The organism is Pseudoclavibacter chungangensis (assembly GCF_013410545.1).
Taxonomy (GTDB): Bacteria; Actinomycetota; Actinomycetes; order Actinomycetales; family Microbacteriaceae; genus Pseudoclavibacter; species Pseudoclavibacter chungangensis.
In genome coordinates this window covers 2,357,820-2,377,016 of sequence record NZ_JACCFV010000001.1, presented here as the reverse complement: position 1 = coordinate 2,377,016, position 19,197 = coordinate 2,357,820, and the positions used below count along the sequence as shown (strand labels likewise).

The window sequence follows — 19,197 nt, the reverse complement described above, 5'->3', positions numbered from 1 at the left end:
CATAGAATGGTTCGGTGACGACTTCGATGCTGCCCATTCGTGAACGGAACCGCATTGAGACGTGGCGGTCGATCCATGACGCGGCAGCCGAACTCACGCTCGAGAACGGGCTCGCCGCCCTCACGGTCGAGACCGTGGTCGCGCGGGCCGGGTGCTCGCGTCGCACCTTCTTCAACTACTTCCAGACGAAGGAGGACGCGGTGCTCGGCATGACCGAGCCGCGCGTCACCGACGCCGAGCTGCGCGAGACCTTCGACCGGGCACCCGGCGAGGCCGACTTCGAGCGGACGATGCACGTGCTCATCCGCATCCTCGAGGCGACGTTCCTCGACCCGGCGCTCCGTGGACGCCGGCAGTTGCTGATCGAGCGGGCGCCGAGCCTGCGCGAGCGGTTCGCGGCCCACATCGGCCTCGCCGAGGGGTACGCGCTCGCGCACCTGCGTGCACGCATCGACGCGGGGGAGACGCCGCTCGCGTGCCGCGGGATCGACGATCCCGTCGAGGCGGCCCGTGCGCTCCTCATGCTCGCGAGCACCATCATCCGCTTCGCGTTCGTGAGCGACCCGGAGGGTATGCTCGCCGACCGCGAGGCGTGCCTCGAGCGCGCCGTCGCGACGTTCCGTGCCGTCATCGAGGCGACGCGATGAGCGCGACCGTGGCCGGCCGATCCGTCTCGGGCGAGGGTCGGGAACAGCACGCCGGTGCGCCCGCGGACGGCGCCGCGGTGCCCCGCCGCACGCTCGTCCTGCTCTTCTGCTCGCTCATGCTCGCGATGTTGCTCGCCTCGCTCAACAACACCCTGCTGTCGAGTGCCGTCCCCACGATCGTCGGCGAGCTGCGCGGCGTCGAGCACATGAGCTGGGTCATCACCTCGTTCATCCTCGCCTCGACGATCGTCATGCCGATCTACGGCAAGCTCTCTGACCTCTTCGGCCGCCGACCGCTGCTCGTGACCGCCATCCTGCTCTTCATGGCGGGGTCGGTGATCGGGGCACTCGCGCAGTCGATCGAGGTCCTCGTCGTCGCCCGCGTCGTCCAGGGGCTCGGCGGGGGTGGGCTCATGATCCTCTCCCAGGCCGCCATTGCCGACGTCGTCCCAGCGCGCGAGCGCGGCAAGTACATGGGCATCATGGGCGGCGTCTTCGCCTTCTCCTCGGTCGCGGGCCCGCTCCTCGGCGGCTGGCTGACCGAGGGGCCTGGCTGGCGCTGGGTGTTCTGGTTCAACCTGCCGCTCGGCCTCGCCGCGCTCCTCGGCGCGATCTTCCTCCTCCGACTCCCCAAGCGGCGTCGGCACGACGCACGAGTCGACCTCCTCGGCATGATCGTGCTGGCGGCGGCGACGACCGCTATCGTCCTCGTGTCCATCTGGGGTGGCACGACGCTCGCCTGGAACTCCCCGGTGCTCATCGCGCTCCTCGGTGCGGGCGTGCTGTTCGCCGCGCTGTTCGCGCTCGTCGAGCGCCGGGCATCCGAACCGATCATGCCGCTCGCGATGTTCCGGGACCGCAACTTCGTCCTCACGACGATCGCCTCGCTCGTCATCGGCATCGCCATGTTCGGCGTGCTGGGATACCTGCCGACGTACCTGCAGGTGGAAACCGGCATCGGTGCGGCGGCCGCCGGCCTCCTCATGATCCCCATGATGGGGTGCCTGCTCACGACGTCGATCGTCACGGGACAGATCGTGTCCCGTACAGGCCGCTACAAGCTCATGCCGCTGATCGGCACCATAGTGCTGGCCGCGGGGCTCGTCGGCCTCTCGTTCATCGGGGTCGACACACCCGTGTGGGTCGTATGCGTCGCCCTCGGCGTGATCGGGACGGGCATCGGTGCGTCCAACCAGATCCTCACGCTCATCGTGCAGAACGCGTTCCCGAACGCGATGGTCGGAACGGCCACCGCGGCGAACAACTACTTCCGGCAGGTGGGTGCGACGCTCGGCTCGGCGGTGGTCGGCGCGCTCTTCGCGAGCCGACTCGCCGATCGACTCTCGGACCGCCTCCCGGCCGACGGCGCCGTGGGCGACACGTCGTCGTTCACACCCCTCGTGATCGCCCAGCTCCCCGAGCCGATCCACTCGATCGTGCTCGAGGCCTACAACTCGGCGCTGCTGCCCGTCTACCTGTGGATCGCACCCCTCGTGCTCCTCGGCTTCGTCGCCGTGCTGTTCGTCGTCGAACGACCGCTCGCGACGACGGTCGATGCCGAGCGCCCGGAGGACGAGGGACACGTGAACTCCCTCGCGGTGACACACCCGGAACTCGACGGGATGCCGGCGACCGGTGCCGTCCCCGTCACCGACGCGAGCGCGCGGTCCCGCGCGGAACGCGTGGGCGGGGGCAAGGAACGCGCCGTCGCACCACGGCGTCGCCCGCCCGGGCGGGCGACGCATCGCACGGCGGGCGCGGAGAGCGAGCGTGCGTCGTGTGGCCGCGACGCACACACCGCACCCACCCGTGGCGGGGCCGACTGCGGCGGGACCGGGGGACAGGCCCCATCGGCTCGTGAGGGCGGCCGTCCACCTCGAGCAACCGCGAGCGAGCGAGCGGACTGATCCGCCGCGCCGGTCCGCGGCGGGCCGCCCGGGGGCGAGGCGGTGTTCACCGTTCGTGTCGTCGGTCGTACGTAGACTGGCCCGGTGAAGGTTCTTGCAGCGATGAGCGGTGGCGTCGACTCGGCCGTGGCCGCGGCGCGGGCCGTCGAGGCCGGGCACGAGGTGACGGGCGTGCACCTCGCGCTCTCCCGCATGCCCGGCACGCTCCGCACCGGCAGCAGGGGCTGCTGCACGATCGAGGACTCGATGGACGCGCGGCGCGCCGCCGATCGCCTCGGCATCTCGTTCTACGTGTGGGATCTCTCGGAGCGGTTCAAGGCCGACGTGGTCGACGACTTCGTGGCCGAGTACGCGGCCGGCCGCACACCGAACCCGTGCATGCGCTGCAACGAGAAGATCAAGTTCGCGGCGCTGCTCGACAAGGCCGTCGGGCTCGGTTTCGACGCCGTGTGCACGGGCCACTACGCGACGATCCTCGACACCACCGAGGGCCGCGAACTGCACCGTGCGTCGGACGACGCGAAGGACCAGTCGTACGTGCTCGGTGTGCTCACGGCCGAGCAGCTCGCGCACTGCCTGTTCCCGCTCGGCGACACCCCGTCGAAGCGGCTCGTGCGGGAGGAGGCGGCGCGCCGCGGCCTCGCCGTCGCGCAGAAGCCCGATTCGCACGACATCTGCTTCATCCCCGACGGTGACACGCGCGGCTGGCTCGCCGAGCGGGCGGGCCTCGAGCCGGGGCCGATCGTCGACCGCGACGGAACCGAGCTCGGCACCCACGACGGCGCGACCGGCTACACGATCGGGCAGCGGAAGGGGCTCCACATCGGCAGGCCGGCACCGGACGGGCGCCCCCGTTTCGTGCTCGAGATCCGACCGAAGCAGAACGAGGTCGTCGTCGGCCCCCGTGAGAGCCTCGCGGTCTCCCAGATCGCCGGCGAGCGGTTCAGCTGGACCGGCACGCCGCCGCTCGATCCGGCCGTGCCGTTCGCCTGCGAGGTCCAGATCAGGGCCCACGCCGACCCGGTTCCCGCGACCGCCGTGCTGCGCCCGAGCGAGGCGCACGACGGGCCCGCGGCCCGACTCGATCCGACACAGCCCGGATTCGAGTTGCACGCCCGACTCGATGACGCGCTGTTCGGCGTCGCGCCCGGGCAGACGGCGGTCGTCTACCTCGGCACGCGCGTGCTCGGCCAGTTCACGATCGATCGCACGGTCGCGGCCGACGTCGCGCGCGCGTCGCTCATCGCCGACGACGCGGCCGAGGCCCGGAGGGAGTCCGCATGAGCGGCGAACGACGCGAGCAGCCGATGAAGGACGGCCAGGCGCTCGACCGTCTCACCGAGAACGTCGAGACGTGGGCGAAGTCGTACCGTCACGTCGACGACGAGGAGCGATGGGAACGCGACTTCCTCGCGAAGTTCGACAGCCAGGCAGCCGACCTCGCCCGTCGATCGACGGCCTCCACCCGGTCGTTCGGCGCGCGCGACTGGATCCTCGCGGTCGTCTTCTGGTCGTTCCTCGCATTCGTCGTCTTCATCGGATCCGTCCTGCTCATGCAGCTCGAGGGCACGTGGCGCATCGTGTTCGCCGTGTTCGCAGCGCTCATCGCCGCCGTCGGCATCTGGCAGTCGTACCTCGAGGCGACGAGCGTCAAGCGTCACGCCGACAAGCTCGAGAAGAAGCGCGAATGGCTCCTCGGCGTCACGCGCAAGGTCATGACGCGCACGCTCGTGGAGCGCCGCACCGCACGCGGCCGTTCCTGACGAACACCACCAGGCACCACCGAGGAGACGCCGATGACGGCACACGACGGGCACGACGCCGATCAGTCCGCACCCGAGACCATCGAGTTCGACCGTGCACGCGAGGAGGTCGACGAACTCCGCGTCCGCCTCGCCGAGTACGCGGAGGCGTACTACGAGCGCGACACGCAGCTCGTGACCGATGCCGTGTACGACGCCGCGATGTCGCGACTCCGAGCGCTCGAGGACGCCCACCCGCAATTGCGCTCCCAGGACTCGCCGACCGAGACCGTCGGCGGCGGGGTGTCGTCGCTGTTCGATCCCGTCGTCCACGCGGAGCGCATGCTCAGCCTCGACAACGTGTTCTCGGTCGACGAGCTGCGGGAGTGGATGCTCCGCACCCGCGAGGCGACCGGCGGCTCCCCGCACTGGCTGACGGAGTTGAAGATCGACGGGCTCGCGATCAGTTTGCGCTACGAGCACGGCATCCTCGTCTCGGCGGCCACGCGCGGTGACGGTCGCACGGGTGAGGACGTCACCGAGAACATCGGCACCATCACCGACATCCCGCAGCGGTTCATCGGCGAGGTCGACGAGTTCCCCGCTCTCGTCGAGGTGCGGGGCGAGATCTTCATCCCCGTCGAGGCGTTCTCCCGCCTCAACGAACTGCAACTCGATCTGCGTGACCGAACGGTCGAGGAGGCCCGCGAGCGCTGGGCCGCACGCCCTGCCGCGAGCCGCGGACCGTTCGACGAGGCCGAGGCACGCAAGCGTGCGGAGCGCCGGTTCCCGGCCTTCGCGAACCCCCGGAACGCGGCGAGCGGCGGGCTTCGGCAGCAGCTCGACAAGAAGGAGGGCCTGGAGCGCGAGGCCGGGGCGGCGCGCCTCTCTGCGCTGCGCCTGTACGTGCACGGGATCGGCGCATGGCCGGACCCGCCCGTCGCGACGCAGTCCGAGGTCTACACGCTGCTCGCCGCGTGGGGACTCCCCACCTCACCGCACGTCCGCGTGTTCGAGGACGCGGACGGCGTCGCCGGGTACGTCGAGCGGCACGGCGCCGAACGCGCCGAGATCGAGCACCAGATCGACGGCATCGTGGTGAAGGTCGACGAACTCGCCATGCACGACGAGCTCGGTGCGAACTCGCGTGCGCCGCGCTGGGCGATCGCCTACAAGTACCCGCCCGAAGAGGTGCAGACGAAGCTCCTCGACATCAGGGTCGGGGTCGGCCGCACCGGACGCGCGACGCCCTACGCGGTCATGGCACCCGTCGAGGTCGCCGGCTCGGTCGTCCGCATGGCGACACTCCACAACCAGGACGTCGTGCGTGCGAAGGGCGTGTGGATCGGCGACACGGTCGTGCTGCGCAAGGCCGGTGACGTGATCCCCGAGGTCCTCGGACCCGTCCTCGAACTCCGCCCCGACGACGCGCACGAATTCGTCATGCCGACCGAGTGCCCCGAGTGCGGCACCCCGCTCCGGCCGATGAAGGAGGGCGACGTCGATCTTCGTTGCCCCAACGCCCGCTCGTGTCCGGCGCAGGTCCGCGGCCGGGTCGAGCACATCGGCTCGCGCGGCGCGCTCGACATCGAGGTGCTCGGTGAGGTCACCGCCGCCGCGCTCACGCAACCGAGCGAACCCGCCGAGCCACCGCTCGTCACGGAGGCGGGACTCTTCGACCTCACGCTCGACGAACTCGTCCCCATCAAGGTCGTCGTCCGTGACGCCGAGACCGGTGAGCCGAAATCCGACCCCGAGACGGGCGAACCGGTCGTACGCGCCCCGTTCCAGCGCATCGAACGCGTCTACCCGCCCGGCACGGAGCACATGTCACCCGCCGAACGGCGGAAGGCCGGGATCCGCAAGGATCACCCGAACGTACTGCCCTCGTCGGCCGCCGAGAAGCTGCTCGTCGAGCTCGAGACCGCGAAGACGAAAGAGCTGTGGCGGCTTCTCGTCTCGCTCAACATCCGGCACGTCGGCCCCTCGGCCGCTCGGGCACTCGCCGATCACTTCGGATCCCTCACGGCGATCCGTGCCGCGACCGCCGACGAACTCGCCGCGGTCGAAGGGGTCGGTGGAATCATCGCGGCATCGCTCATGGAGTGGTTCACGGTCGACTGGCACGAGGAGATCGTCGAGCGCTGGAACGCCGCCGGCGTCCGCTTCGAGACGCCCGGTCACCCGGGCCCCGGCGCGCTCGTCGTGAGCGAGGGACCGCTCAGCGGGCTCGTGGTCGTCGCGACGGGGTCGCTCGACGGGTACTCGCGCGAGGGCGCGAAGGAGGCGATCATCCGTGCGGGCGGTAAGGCCGCGTCGAGCGTCTCCAAGAAGACCGACTACGTGGCGGCCGGGCCGGGTGCCGGTTCGAAGCTCACGAAGGCCGAGGAGCTCGGCATCCCTGTCCTCGACGCGAACGGATTCCGGCTTCTCGTCGAGGGCGGCCCCGAGGCCGTCGCCGACATCCTCGGTGACGCGTCCGACCCCGCATGAGCCGGGTACGGTCGCTCGTCGACTCACACCAGCGAGCGGCACGGTCACGGTAGCCTGACCGGGTACCGACGGTCCCGCCGTGGAAGGGGAACCATGCGCAGCCGCACGCTTCAGGAACTCGTGGACGAAGCGGCGATCGCGCACGCCGATGCCGCGCTCGCGCTCAGCGACCTCGTCGGTGAGTCGAGGCTCGAGATCGAGGGGGGCGGCAGTGTCGTCCGTTTCGCCACGACACCCGAGCCCGTCACCTTCGACCTGCAGTTCGTCGGTTCCGTCTCGGAGGAGGCGGGGACGTGGATGTGGGGCTGGAACAACGTCAACGGGTTCCCGGAGCACATCATCGAGCTCGCGAAACACATCCACGACGTCGGCGGCAAGGAGGGGATCGCCGAGCTGACGACGGCACTCGTTCCCGTCGAGCGGACGAGCCCCGAGCAATTGCTCGCCGCATCGAAGGCGATCGCGGGGCGGTACTGGTCCGCCGACATGGAAGCCGCCCCCGGTGTGCTCGTGCACATGATCCTCGACGGCCCCGCGCTCGACGTCCCGACGGTCGAGCGCGCCACCCAGGCCGTCACCGATGCGCTCACGAGCGGTCTCGTGTCCGACCACATCGCGGCACTCGATTCATACGCGGCCGTGACCGGCGCGGCGATCGTCGAGGACGGAGCGGAGCGCGTGCTGCGCTGCTCCGACGGCGAACTGCGATTCTCGTTCGACGAGCACGGACGCATCGAACGGTTCCGCGTCCGCCAGGGGACGCCCGACATCGCCGCGATCGACTACGAGGACACCGGCGGTGGCGAGCTCCCCGGTTCGGCGAATCAGGCGGCGGCCACACCGTGGGGTGGTGTGTCGGCGCTCCCCGCTCCCGATGGCCGAGGTCCCGCGTGGATGCAGGGCGCGGCCCCCGATCGTGCCGCCGGCGACGAGCACCGTGGTGCGCCGGCTCGCTCCGACGGCGACGGTTCCCACATCGCGCCCGCCGCGGTCGGCGGCTGGGGTGTCCCGGCGCCGGCGCAGACCCCGCCGCCATGGGCCACGAATGCTCCGATCGCGGGCGTCGGCACGCACCACGACCGGGCGGCTGCGCCCCTCGGGTCGGGCGACGGCCGCGACGTGCCCCCGGCCGGCGAACCGAACACCCCGCCGCCGTGGGCGATGTCGGCACCGGCCGCCCCGCCCTGGGCGACTCCCGACGACGCAGGCGCTGCGCCGGCGTTGCCGCGTGACCAGCACGGGGGACCCCCGCCGTGGCACGGCGACGGCGCACCGACCGTCCCGGAACCGCAGGCGCCCGCGGCCGGACCGCCCCCGTGGGCCGTCGACGCCCGCGACGCCCGCGACCCCGCCGACGTGGGACCGATCGCGGGTCGTCACGACGCCCCCTCGGTTGGTGAGCGTTTCGATCGCGCGGCACCGGTGGCCCCCGCCGACGGTCGGCCGACCGACGACACCTTCTCCGGCGACGACGCCCCCACGGTGCGCCTCGAGAAGCGGCAGCACCCGGCGTGGACGGCGTCCGCCGGCCTCGCGGGACCACTCGTGGCCGCGGGCGACGACGCGCCGACTGTTCGACTGAACCGCGAGGGACCATCCACCGCGTCCGGTCACACGGACCCCGGTGAGCGCACCGACGCACCGCGGACGTCGTCATCGCACGCCGAGCCCGCGCGGCCCGCTGCGGCGGCACCGTGGCCCGGTCTCGGCGGACGCGAGACACGTGCGGACGACGGCTCCGGCGACGTGGCAGCGCCCCCGCACTCGGGTGCCGCACTGCGCGTGGGCCCGTTCGGCGGCGCGCCCGCCCCGGAGCCCTGGGCCGGCGAACGGTGGGAACGCATCCCGCAGCTCGCGAACCTCCCCGCACCCGCCACCGACGGCGAGTCGCTGGGCGCACACGAACCGCCCACCGTGACACCGGAGGCCACCACGACCGCCTCGGTGACGACGGCGCTCGACGCATCCGCGAACACCTCCGCACACGAGATCTCCGCGACGTTCGAGCCGCCCGCCACGCCGCCGGACATCGACACCGCCGCGACCGAGACGACGAACGTGGGTGCACCGTCGACGATCGATGCCGGTCCGCCGAGCGAAGACGTGCCGCAGGCGCAGGCGATGGACCCGGACGCCGCCCCGTCCGGCCCCGTGCTCCCTGCCGACGCCGGGGCGCGGGCCGACGACGGGACGCGGCCCGGTACCGAGGTCCGGCCCGATGCCGAGGCACTCGGCGTGGACGCGGCGGAGCCCGCCGTCCAGGACGTCGAGCCGATCGACGACGAGACGACCACGGGCATCCAGGACCCGGATGCCTGGCACCCGACTGCACCGGTCACGGAGTCGCCCGAACCGCAGGTACCTGATCCGACGATCGCCGACCCGGCCTCCGCCGAGAAGGATGCCACCGACGCCGCTCCCACGGACATCCACGGTCCGGTCGAGTCGAGCGACGTCCCGCCGACGGCGTTCGTGTCGTCGCACGCGGGTGAGCCGGTCGAGGGCGAGCCGATCGAGCGTGGGACGGCACAGGATGACGCGGCGGAACGCGGCACGGTCGTGAACGACACGGCCGGGAACGACACGCCCGAGATGGTGTCGGCCGGCGAGGGGCCCGATGCGGGCGCGCCCGCGCGCGGTCCCGACGAGCCGCGGCCCGCCGCGGGAGCCGGCGAACCCGGTGCCCACCCCGGCCCGGCTGATTTCGGGGTCCGAGCGTCGCAGGAGCTCGACGCGCGGGCGAACGGCGCGGGGTTCTCGCCTTGGACGTCGGGGCCGACGTCGGCCACCGAGCTCGGAGCGACTGCGTCCGGCATCCCTGCGCGGCACGGCGCCGAAGGCGAGCGGCGCCCCGCGGCGGACGGCACTCCGCCGAGCCCACAGGATCCCGCGATCGCGTGGCCCGCGGCGGACCACCACGTCCGTCCCGAGGGAGTTCGGCCGTTCGGTCCGCCGCCCACACCACCAGGCTTCGGGACGCCCGCATCCGTCCCGGGAGCTCCCGCGGGCGCACCCGTCCCGCCCTGGGCGGTCGGGCCGCGGACCCCCGATCATGCCGACCGCGAGCCGTTCGGCGTCGCGCGGCCGTCAGGTGGCGGTGAGCCCGAGCACGGGCAGGGGGTGCCGCCGGCCCCCGGTGCGCCACAGGGGCCGGGCGCGCCACAGGGCCCCGGCTCGGCACCGTTCGCCGGTGAGCCCCGGCCCGAGGGCGCGGGGCAGCAGTTCCACGGCGCATCCGCGCAGCAACCGCGGCAGCAACCCGGCAGCCCGTCCGGGCCTCAGGGGGGCGCGCCGAGACAGCCCGCGCACCAGCAGCGTCCGGGGTTCCAGCGGGCACCCGGCGCGCCGCAGATCCCTGGCGTGCCGCAGTGGCAGGGCACCCAGCAGTTCGCTCGTGTCCCACCGTCGTTCCCGGCAGGCGCGCCGGAACAGCCCGGGCACCAGGAGCCGTTCGCCGGCGGGCAACACGTGCCCGCTGGGCACCAGGTCGCGGGGGAGTCACCTGTCCCCGGTGTGCCGCAGCCGTTCTCCGGTGTGCCGCAGCCGTTCTCCGGTGCGCCGCAGCCGTTCTCCGGGATGCCGCAGCTCCCCGGTGAACCGCAGCAGTTCCCGGGAACGCGGCCGCCCGGTGCGCCGCAGCCGTTCGACGCACCGCCGCCGTTCCCCGGTGCGGAGCCGTTCGGGGGCTCGACGTCCGCCGGCTCGCAGGCGTACCCGACGCCGCCTCAGGACTCCGGTCCGCCTCAGGACTCCGGTCCGTCTCAGCGTCCGGCTCAGAACCAGTATCCGGCGCAGAACCAGAACCAGTATCCGGCGCAGAACCAGAACCAGTACCCGGGCCAGAATCAGTACCCGGGGCCGAATCAGTACCCGGGGCCGCAGCAGTTCGCAGCTCCGCATGCGTTCCCCCAGCAGCCCGAGCGCGGGCACCACGTCGCGTGGACGCCACCGCGGTTCCAGGACGGCCCGCCCCCGCACGGCGGTCCCGGCCGGGGCGACGAGCGGCAGCGGGTCGGCGCTCCGCGCCCCCACGCCACCGGTGATGCGCCGCCGAACGGCCCAGGGTGGCAGCCGCCGGTGGATCCTCGACCCCAGGCTCCCTTCGGGGCCCCCGGTGTGAACGCGGAACACCGGACGGCGGCGACGCCGCCCGAGCGGCCCGGCTTCGGGATGCGCGCCGCGGACGGCGCGTTCGAGGGGCAGCCGGGCGACGCGACGCGACCCGCGTGGCCCGCGATGCCGACGAACGACGTGCCCGCACCGGCGGCGAGCGGCGTGCCGCCCGTGCCGTCCGTCCCGGGATTCGGGACCCCGCCCCCCGCATGGGCCGTGTCGACGAACCCGCCACCCGGGCGAGGACCGAGCGCCGACCGACGGCCGCCCGCACCGCAGCCGTGGCGCGGTGAGCCGTCGGCGGGCGACGCCCCCGCGTGGCCCGCTCCCGGTCCGGCGCCGTGGCCACCGACGGGTGACGACCGCGGCGACGGCAGGTTCGGGACTCCGCCGCCGCGGCGGTGACCGCCTCGCGCTCGTCGCGTGGCGTGCACCGTCCACAGCGGGTCGACCGTCGTGGGCGGGGACGTCACTAGACTTGAGCGGTCCGAGCCCACACCCACGGAGCCGCATGACTACTGACATCACCGCCGCCGAGGTCGAACACCTCGCGGCACTCGCACGCATCGACCTCACGCCCGAGCAGGTGGCGAACATGACCACCCAGCTCGTCGACATCCAGCACCTCATCTCCGAGGTGCAGGAGGTCGCGACGCCGGACGTCGAGCCCACGAGCCACCCGATCGCGATGTCGAACGTGGTCCGTGCCGACGTCGTCGAGGCACCGCTCGACCGCGACGCCGCGCTCGCGGGAGCGCCCGACAGCGACGGCACGCGGTTCCGCGTGCCCGCGATCCTGGGGGAGGAGCAGTGACCGGGCCCGACCTCACGCGCCTCACCGCCGCCGAACTCGCCGAACGCCTGCGCGCGGGCGAGACGAGCTCCGTCGACGCCACGCGGGCACACCTCGACCGCATCGAGGCGGTCGACGGCGACGTGCGCGCGTTCCTGCACGTCGACGCCGACGGCGCCCTCGCAGCGGCCGCAGCGGTCGACGAGCGCCGCGCCGCGGGGGAGGCCCTCGGGCCGCTCGCGGGCGTCCCCGTCGCGGTGAAGGACAACATCGCAACCCTCGGCCTGCCGACCACGGCAGGTTCCCGAATCCTCGAGGGCTGGGTGCCGCCGTACGACGCGACCGTCGTCGAGAAACTGCGCGCCGGCGACCTCGTCGTGCTCGGGAAGACCAACCTCGACGAGTTCGCGATGGGCTCGTCGACCGAGCACTCCGCGTTCGGCGCCACGCGCAACCCGTGGGACCTCGAACGGATTCCCGGCGGATCGGGCGGCGGCTCCGCCGCGGCCGTCGCGGCCTTCGAGGCGCCGCTCGCGCTCGGCACCGACACGGGCGGCTCGATCCGTCAGCCCGCCTCGGTCACCGGCACGGTCGGCGTTAAGCCCACGTACGGTGGCGTCAGCCGCTACGGGGCGCTCGCGCTCGCGTCCTCGCTCGACCAGATCGGGCCTGCCGCCCGCACGGTGCTCGACACGGCCCTCCTGCACGACGTGCTCGGCGGCCACGACCCCCGCGACGCCACGTCGCTGCCCGACCCGTGGCCCTCGTTCGCCGAGGCCGCCCGGGCCGGGGCGCTCGACGGGGCCGTCGACGGTCTGCGCATCGGCGTGCCGCGGGCCATCGCGACGGGCGAGGGCTTCGAGTCCGGCGTGACCGAGCGCTTCACGGAGGCGCTCGACGCGCTCGAGGCGCGGGGCGCGACCGTGACGTGGATCGACACGCCGCACTTCGCGTACGCCGTCGCGGCGTACTACCTCATCATGCCCGCCGAGGCCTCCAGCAACCTCGCGCGATACGACTCGGTCCGCTACGGGCTGCGCAGCGAGGTCGCGGGCAACCCGACGGTCGAACGGGTCATGTCCGCCACGCGTGCCGCGGGCTTCGGCGACGAGGCGAAGCGACGCATCCTGCTCGGCACGTACGCCCTGAGCGCCGGCTACTACGACGCGTTCTACGGCTCGGCCCAGAAGGTGCGCACGCTCGTACAGCGCGACTTCGCCGACGCGTTCGCCCAGGTCGACGTGCTCGCGGCACCGACCTCGCCGTCCGTCGCGTGGAAGCTCGGCGCCCGCGTCGACGACCCGACCGCGGTGTACGTCGCGGACCTCACGACGATCCCCGCCAATCTCGCGGGCGTCCCGGGCATCTCCGTGCCCGGCGGGCTCGCCGATGGGCTGCCGGTGGGCATCCAGTTCATGGCGGCCGCGCGCGACGACGCGCGGCTCTACACGGTCGGCGCGGCGCTCGAACGCGCCCTCGACGAGGAACGGGGCGGCCCCCTCTGGAGCCGCGTCCCCGAGCTGAAGGGCGGAGCGCGCGCATGAGCAAGGCCGAACTGATGGACTACGAGCGCGCCCTCGAGGCCTACGAGCCCGTCATCGGGCTCGAGGTGCACGTGGAGCTCTCGACGAAGACCAAGATGTTCTCGTCCGCACCGAACGTGTCGGCGTCGACCGAAGCCGAGGAGCCGAACACGGCGATCCGGCCCGTCGACCTCGGCCTGCCGGGCACGCTGCCCGTCGTGAACGAGGAGGCCGTGCGCTACTCGATCTCGCTCGGGCTCGCGCTCGGCTGCGAGATCGCGGAGGTCAGCGGCTTCGCGCGGAAGAACTACTTCTACCCCGACAACCCGAAGAACTACCAGATCTCGCAGTTCGACGATCCCATCGCCCATGACGGCGAGGTCGTGGTGGAGCTCGAGGACGGCACGGTGTTCACCGTGCCGATCGAGCGCGCGCACATGGAGGAGGACGCCGGGAAGCTCACGCACATCGGCGGTGCCACCGGGCGCATCCAGGGCGCCGACCACTCGCTCGTGGACTACAACCGGGCAGGCGTCCCGCTCGTCGAGATCGTCACGAGGCCCATCTTCGGTGGCGAGGAGCGGACGCCGCAGCTCGCTGCCGCGTACGTGTCGACCGTGCGCGACATCGTCCGCTCGCTCGGCATCTCGGGCGCTCGCATGGAGCGGGGTAACCTGCGCTGCGACGCGAACGTGTCGCTGCGGCCTCGGGGGACCGAGAAGCTCGGTACCCGGACGGAGACGAAGAACGTCAACTCGTTCCGTTCGATCGAGCGCGCCGTGCGCTACGAGATCCAGCGTCAGGCCGCGATCCTCGCGGCCGGTGGCACGATCACCCAGGAGACGCGCCACTGGCACGAGGACACGGGCCGGACCTCGTCGGGCCGTCCGAAGTCGGACGCCGACGACTACCGGTACTTCCCCGAGCCGGACCTCATGCCGCTGCGACCGTCGGCCGAACTCGTCGCCGAGCTGCGTGCCGCACTGCCCGAGGCGCCGGCGGCGAAGCGCCGCAGGCTCCGCGAGTCGTGGGGATTCGGTGCCCAGGAGTTCCAGGACATCGTCAACGCGGATCTGCTCGACGTCGTCGACGCGAGCGTCGCGGCCGGGGCGACGCCCTCGGGTGCGCGCAAGTGGTGGATGGGTGAGCTCTCGCGCATCGCGAACGACCGACAGGTCGAGGTCACGTCGCTCGCCACGCCCGCGCAGATCGCCGAGCTCGACGGGCTCGTCGAGGCGGGCACCGTCAACGACCGCCTCGCGCGCCAGGTGCTCGAGGGCGTCCTCGCGGGGGAGGGGACGCCGGCCGAGGTCGTGGAGTCCCGCGGGCTCGCGGTCGTCTCCGACGACGGTCCGCTCATCGCCGCGATCGACGAGGCGCTCGCGGCCCAGCCCGACGTGCTCGAGAAGATCCGCTCCGGCAAGGTGCAGGCCGCCGGTGCGATCATCGGTGCCGTCATGAAGGCCATGCGCGGACAGGCGGACGCCGCGCGCGTGCGCGAGCTCGTGCTCGAGCGGGCCGCGCAGTAGCCCGCACGGTCCCCGTCCGTCGGCGCCCCGAGGTCAGCACCTCGGGGCGCCGACGTGTACCGGGGCGTCATCGGGCGACGCGTCCGCGGCCTATTCGAGGGTGCGGGCAATAGCCTCGGTATCAGCGGAACCGTCGTCGAGGCGAGCGCTGGAGGAAGGGGCAGGCCATGGCCAAGCGGGTGAGGGGCAGCAAGCACGACGCGCCGCACGGCGGTCCGCGGGCGAAGGTGGATGCACGCGTCGCGGCGACCGTCGCGGAGCACGTCGAGGACGTCCGGGTCGACGCGGCGGCAGCGGTGGGCATCGGTGACGACGGGCGAGGGGTGGGGGAACGGGGCACGGGCTCGGTGCGTGGTCGGCGGCACGTCAACGACCACGGTCGCGTCGAGGACCCGGAGCCCGGCGCGGACTTCGCGAGGCTGCGCGACGAGATCGACGGCATCGTCGAACTCGTGGAACGGCACGAACCGGGTGTCCGGCGTGAGATCTTCGACTCCTATGTCACCGCCGTGACCGAGTTCGGTGCCACCGCCTCGCAGCTCGCGTCGCTCGCGCGGGAGACCGATGCGTGGGCGGCCGACGACGCGTGGACGGGCGATGACGACGGGTCGGTCGACGAGGCGGCGGTCATACCCGCACCCCGATCGGCCGCCAGCGCCGTGCACGGCGGTCGCTCCGGCGTCCTGTCGATCGCGGCGGAGGCGCGTGCGGGCGACACCGATGACGAGGACGAGGCGCGCAGGCGGCGACGTCGACGCGACACGGACGACGAGGCGGCGTTCGTGACCGCGCTCGACGCGGCGTCGCCCGCGCACGAGACGGCGTTCCGCGCGGCCGAGGGGCTCGTAGCGCGACAGCCGCCCCGGACGAACGTGCAACGGAACGCGCTCATCGCGCTCGCGTTCCGTGACGCAGGCCTCGGAGGGGTGTCGGCGGACGACGTCTCGCGGGCGTACGGCGCGCTCGGCTGGCGCGCACCGGCGAACGTTCGAGCGAGTCTCCGGGCGGCGGTCCGTCGTGGGGCGCTCGACACCGCCGAGGACGGTCGGTTCACGATCGCCGATGCCGAGGCGGCCCGATACGCGTGACCCGCCCGGCCGCGGCGGCGTGACCCGGACTCAGGCCTCGTCGTCCTCGGGCGCGGCACGTGTCGCCGACCGGTCGGCGACGAGCGTCTCGCGGACCCGACGACGCAGCACCTTGCCGATGAGCGACTTCGGCAGCTCCTCCCAGACGACGTAGGTGCAGGGCCGCTTGTACTCGGCGAGGTGTTCACGGGCCGCCGTGCGGGCGGCCTCCTCGTCGAACGCGGCGCCCGGATCGAGGACGACGACGGCCGTCACCGCCTCGGCACCACCCCCGCGGGGGATGCCCACGACGGCCGACTCCGCGACACCGGGAACCCCGTTCACGACGCGCTCGACCTCGCTCGGCGACACGTTGAAGCCGCCCGTGATGATGAGTTCCTTCTTGCGGTCGACGACCGTGACGAAGCCGTCCTCGTCCTGCACGACGAGGTCACCCGTGCGCAGCCAGCCGCCCTCGAGCAGGGTCTGCGCCGTCTCCTCGGGACGTTCCCAGTAGCCGCGGAACACCTGCGGGCCGTGGATGAGCAGCTCGCCGACCTCACCGAGCTCGACCTCGCGGCCCGGCTCCTCGGGGTCGACGACGCGGATGTCGGTCGACGGGAACGGGAGGCCGATCGAGCCGATCTTCCGGGCCTCCGTGAACGGGTTGGCGAGCGCGACGGGACTCGTCTCGGTGAGCCCGTACCCCTCGTTCAGCATGCTGCCCGCCTGCTCCTCCCAGCGCCGGACGGTCGCTGGCGTGAGGGTCATGGCGCCCGAGATCGCGTACACGACCTGCGACAGGTCGAGCTCGCCCGCCGCCGCGACGCGGGCGAGCCGATCGAACATCGGTGGCACGGCGGGGATGAACGTCGGCGGGAACCGCTTCGCGGCCTGCGACACGAGCGCGGGATCGAACGTCGGGAACAGCACGGCGCGGGACCCCGTCTCGACGGAGTAGATGACCGAGAGCAACACCCCGAACGCGTGGAACATCGGCAGGACGCCGTAGATGCTGCCGGCACCGCGCTCGAAGTCGGGCATCCAGGCGGCGCCCTGCCGGGCGTTGGCCCACAGATTGCCGTGCGTGATGATGGCACCCTTCGGGGTGCCCGTCGTCCCGGACGTGTACTGCAGGCTCGCGATGTCGTCCACCGTTGGGCGCGGGTGCGCGGCGTCGAGCGGCTGCTGCGCGAGGAGGCGCTCGAACGGCACGGTTCCCGGTGCCTTGGCCGTCAGCTTCGCGCGCGACTCCCGCGCCTTCGCGATCGGCAGGCGGAGGGCGAGGCGTGTCGTGAGCGGCATCGCGCGCGTCACGTCGACGGCCACGACGCGCGAGATGCCGAGGTCGGACGGGAGCGCCTGGATCGTCGGCGCCACCTTGTCCCACGCGATGACGACGCGCGCACCGTGGTCGCGGAACTGCGTCTCGAGCTCGTCGCGCGTGTAGAGCGGGTTGTGCTCGACGACGATCGCGCCGAGCCGCAGCACGGCGTAGAACGCCACGACGTGCTGCGGCGCGTTCGGCATCACGAGCGCGACGCGGTCGCCGCGGCGCACCCCCATGCGACGCAGGCCGTTCGCGACGCGTGCCACCTGCTCGGCGAGCTGCCGGTAGCTCGTCGTCGCGCCGAAGTAGCTGATCGCGTCATGCTCGGCCCACTGTGCGGCCCGCTCCTCCAGGAGGTCGCTGAGCGAGCCGGTCGGCAGCTCGATGTCGACGTGCGTGCCCGGGGCGTAGAAGCGATTCCAAGCGCGCGTCTCGTTGAGGTGCATGCCCCCGAGCCTACGCGGCGGGGACGCCGGTGCCGGATCGCGTGACGGCGCGGTGCGAACCGCGGCCGAGCGCCACGACGTTCCAGCCGGCCGCCGTCCATGCGTCGCGATCGAGGCAGTTGCGCGCGTCGATGACGGACGGGTTCGCGACGAGTTCGCGCAGGCCCGAGGCGGCGGGGTCGAGGTCGCGGAACTCGGCCCATTCGGTCGCGACGATCACGACCTCGGCGTCGCGGGCCGCGTCGAACGCGGTCGCGGCGAGGTCGAGCTCCGGGAGGACGCGCAGTGCGTTCGCGCCCGCCTCCGGGTCGTAGCCGCGCACGATCGCGCCGCGTGCCGTGAGTTCCGCCACGACGGCGAGCGCGGGCGAGTCGCGGACGTCGTCGCTCGACGGCTTGAACGCGAGGCCCAGGACGGCGACCCGGCGACCGACGAGGCCACCCGTGAGCTGTTCCGCGAGGTCGACGACGTGGGTGCGCCGACGCAGGTTGATCGCGTCGACCTCGCCGAGGAACCCGAGCGCCTCGCCCACGCCGAGGTCCTCCGCCCGGGCCCGGAACGCGCGGATGTCCTTCGGCAGGCAGCCGCCGCCGAACCCGAGCCCCGCGCCGAGGAAGCGCCGGCCGATACGGGCATCGTGACCGATCGCGTCCGCGAGGCGCGTGACGTCGGCACCGGTCGCCTCGCACAGCTCCGACATCGCGTTGATGAACGAGATCTTCGTCGCGAGGAACGCGTTCGCGGCGGTCTTGACGAGTTCCGCCGTCTCCAGGTCCATCACGAGTCGCGGCGTGCCGGTCGCGAGGATCGTCGCGTAGACCTCGTCGAGCAGTGCGGCGTCGCGCTGTCCGATCGCGGTCTCCTCCGGGGTTCCGCCGCGGACACCGAGCACGAGGCGGTCCGGGGTGAGCGTGTCACCGACCGCGAACCCCTCGCGCAGGAACTCGGGGTTCCAGGCGAGCGACGCCCCGGGCGCGACGACGCGGAGGCGGTCGAGGAGTTCGCGGGCCGTCCCGACGGGGACGGTCGATTTGCCGACGACGAGGTCGCCCGGACGCAGGCGGGGCGCGAGCGCCGCGACCGCCGCGCGCACGGCGGTCAGATCGGCCGCGCCGGACTCGTCGCGCTGGGGTGTCCCGACGGCGACGAAGTGTACGAGTGCGCCGTGGGCCGCCGAGGGGTCGGTCGAGAAGCGCAGCCGACCCGATGCGAGCTGTTCGCGGAGGAGGTCCTCGAACCCGGGCTCGTAGAAGGGGGCGTGGCCCGCCTTGAGACGCTCGACCTTCGCCGCGTCGACGTCGATGCCGACCACGTCGTGTCCGAGACTCGCCATGCCGGCGGCGTGGACCGCTCCCAGGTAGCCGCAGCCGATGACCGAGATCCGCATGGGACCCTCCCTTGTCGGCCGACGGTCGGCCGGTTCCGGGAAGTTTCGCAGCGGGGCGCGAACGGACGGCGACGCGAAGATGACCGGCACTCGTCGGCTCGCGAACAGTGGTCGACGACCCGGTGACGGGCCGGACGACGAGCCGCGAACGCCGTGCGACGGGCGGGTGTCGGGAACGCGACGACGGTCGCTCGTGGCGGGCCGGGTGTCGGTGGGACGG

Annotated in this window: 12 protein-coding genes; 10 read left to right on the top strand and 2 right to left on the bottom strand. The window is 72.8% G+C overall.

What is annotated here, in order from left to right; genetic code table 11:
- Positions 1 to 14: 14 nt before the first annotated feature.
- The 10 genes from HNR16_RS10660 (at position 15) to HNR16_RS10615 (ending at position 15,835) form a co-directional block, all read left to right on the top strand.
- Complete coding sequence (locus tag HNR16_RS10660) at positions 15 to 647, top strand: TetR/AcrR family transcriptional regulator (protein WP_158040649.1); 633 nt, start codon at positions 15 to 17, stop codon at positions 645 to 647.
- Positions 644 to 2,554, top strand: a complete 1,911-nt coding sequence (locus HNR16_RS10655) for an MDR family MFS transporter (RefSeq protein WP_158040648.1) — start codon at positions 644 to 646, stop codon at positions 2,552 to 2,554. Before HNR16_RS10660 ends, HNR16_RS10655 begins: the two co-directional genes overlap by 4 nt.
- Positions 2,555 to 2,638: 84 nt before the next feature.
- Positions 2,639 to 3,838, top strand: coding sequence for a tRNA 2-thiouridine(34) synthase MnmA (mnmA, locus tag HNR16_RS10650; protein ID WP_179558207.1), 1,200 nt, complete (start codon positions 2,639 to 2,641; stop codon positions 3,836 to 3,838).
- Positions 3,835 to 4,317 carry a hypothetical protein gene (locus HNR16_RS10645; RefSeq protein WP_158040647.1) on the top strand — a complete coding sequence of 161 codons (483 nt, stop codon included), beginning with the start codon at positions 3,835 to 3,837 and terminating at the stop codon, positions 4,315 to 4,317. The genes mnmA and HNR16_RS10645 overlap by 4 nt, the downstream gene beginning before the upstream one ends.
- Before the next feature lie 33 nt (positions 4,318 to 4,350).
- On the top strand, positions 4,351 to 6,789 hold the full coding sequence (gene ligA, locus HNR16_RS10640; protein ID WP_158040646.1) for an NAD-dependent DNA ligase LigA: 2,439 nt from the start codon (positions 4,351 to 4,353) through the stop codon (positions 6,787 to 6,789).
- Positions 6,790 to 6,882: 93 nt separating this feature from the next.
- Positions 6,883 to 11,307 carry a DUF6882 domain-containing protein gene (locus HNR16_RS10635; RefSeq protein ID WP_158040645.1) on the top strand — a complete coding sequence of 1,475 codons (4,425 nt, stop codon included), beginning with the start codon at positions 6,883 to 6,885 and terminating at the stop codon, positions 11,305 to 11,307.
- A gap of 106 nt (positions 11,308 to 11,413) precedes the next feature.
- The gene (gene gatC, locus HNR16_RS10630; RefSeq protein WP_158040644.1) at positions 11,414 to 11,716 is read left to right on the top strand and encodes an Asp-tRNA(Asn)/Glu-tRNA(Gln) amidotransferase subunit GatC; all 303 of its coding nucleotides are present in this window, start codon (positions 11,414 to 11,416) and stop codon (positions 11,714 to 11,716) included.
- Positions 11,713 to 13,239 carry an Asp-tRNA(Asn)/Glu-tRNA(Gln) amidotransferase subunit GatA gene (gatA, locus tag HNR16_RS10625; RefSeq protein WP_158040643.1) on the top strand — a complete coding sequence of 509 codons (1,527 nt, stop codon included), beginning with the start codon at positions 11,713 to 11,715 and terminating at the stop codon, positions 13,237 to 13,239. The genes gatC and gatA overlap by 4 nt, the downstream gene beginning before the upstream one ends.
- On the top strand, positions 13,236 to 14,747 hold the full coding sequence (gene gatB, locus HNR16_RS10620; protein ID WP_158040642.1) for an Asp-tRNA(Asn)/Glu-tRNA(Gln) amidotransferase subunit GatB: 1,512 nt from the start codon (positions 13,236 to 13,238) through the stop codon (positions 14,745 to 14,747). The genes gatA and gatB overlap by 4 nt, the downstream gene beginning before the upstream one ends.
- 167 nt (positions 14,748 to 14,914) lie before the next feature.
- The gene (locus tag HNR16_RS10615; RefSeq protein WP_158040641.1) at positions 14,915 to 15,835 is read left to right on the top strand and encodes a hypothetical protein; all 921 of its coding nucleotides are present in this window, start codon (positions 14,915 to 14,917) and stop codon (positions 15,833 to 15,835) included.
- A gap of 30 nt (positions 15,836 to 15,865) precedes the next feature.
- Here HNR16_RS10615 and HNR16_RS10610 read toward each other — a convergent pair whose 3' ends face one another.
- Together HNR16_RS10610 and HNR16_RS10605 are read right to left on the bottom strand one after the other, a co-directional pair.
- Positions 15,866 to 17,590: a long-chain-fatty-acid--CoA ligase gene (locus tag HNR16_RS10610; protein ID WP_158040640.1), complete on the bottom strand. Its 1,725-nt coding sequence runs from the start codon at positions 17,588 to 17,590 to the stop codon at positions 15,866 to 15,868.
- Between the two features lie 10 nt (positions 17,591 to 17,600).
- Positions 17,601 to 18,977, bottom strand: a complete 1,377-nt coding sequence (locus HNR16_RS10605; RefSeq protein WP_158040639.1) for a UDP-glucose dehydrogenase family protein — start codon at positions 18,975 to 18,977, stop codon at positions 17,601 to 17,603.
- Between the last annotated feature and the right edge of the window lie 220 nt (positions 18,978 to 19,197).

What these genes read in the sequence shown, in the direction of transcription:
- HNR16_RS10615 (WP_158040641.1), top strand. Translation starts at nt 14,915, where the DNA reads ATGGCCAAGCGGGTGAGGGGCAGCAAGCACGACGCGCCGCACGGCGGT.
- HNR16_RS10645 (WP_158040647.1), top strand. Translation starts at nt 3,835, where the DNA reads ATGAGCGGCGAACGACGCGAGCAGCCGATGAAGGACGGCCAGGCGCTC.
- HNR16_RS10610 (WP_158040640.1), bottom strand. Translation starts at nt 17,590, where the DNA reads ATGCACCTCAACGAGACGCGCGCTTGGAATCGCTTCTACGCCCCGGGC.
- HNR16_RS10655 (WP_158040648.1), top strand. Translation starts at nt 644, where the DNA reads ATGAGCGCGACCGTGGCCGGCCGATCCGTCTCGGGCGAGGGTCGGGAA.
- gatC (WP_158040644.1), top strand. Translation starts at nt 11,414, where the DNA reads ATGACTACTGACATCACCGCCGCCGAGGTCGAACACCTCGCGGCACTC.
- HNR16_RS10605 (WP_158040639.1), bottom strand. Translation starts at nt 18,977, where the DNA reads ATGCGGATCTCGGTCATCGGCTGCGGCTACCTGGGAGCGGTCCACGCC.
- gatB (WP_158040642.1), top strand. Translation starts at nt 13,236, where the DNA reads ATGAGCAAGGCCGAACTGATGGACTACGAGCGCGCCCTCGAGGCCTAC.
- ligA (WP_158040646.1), top strand. Translation starts at nt 4,351, where the DNA reads ATGACGGCACACGACGGGCACGACGCCGATCAGTCCGCACCCGAGACC.
- HNR16_RS10635 (WP_158040645.1), top strand. Translation starts at nt 6,883, where the DNA reads ATGCGCAGCCGCACGCTTCAGGAACTCGTGGACGAAGCGGCGATCGCG.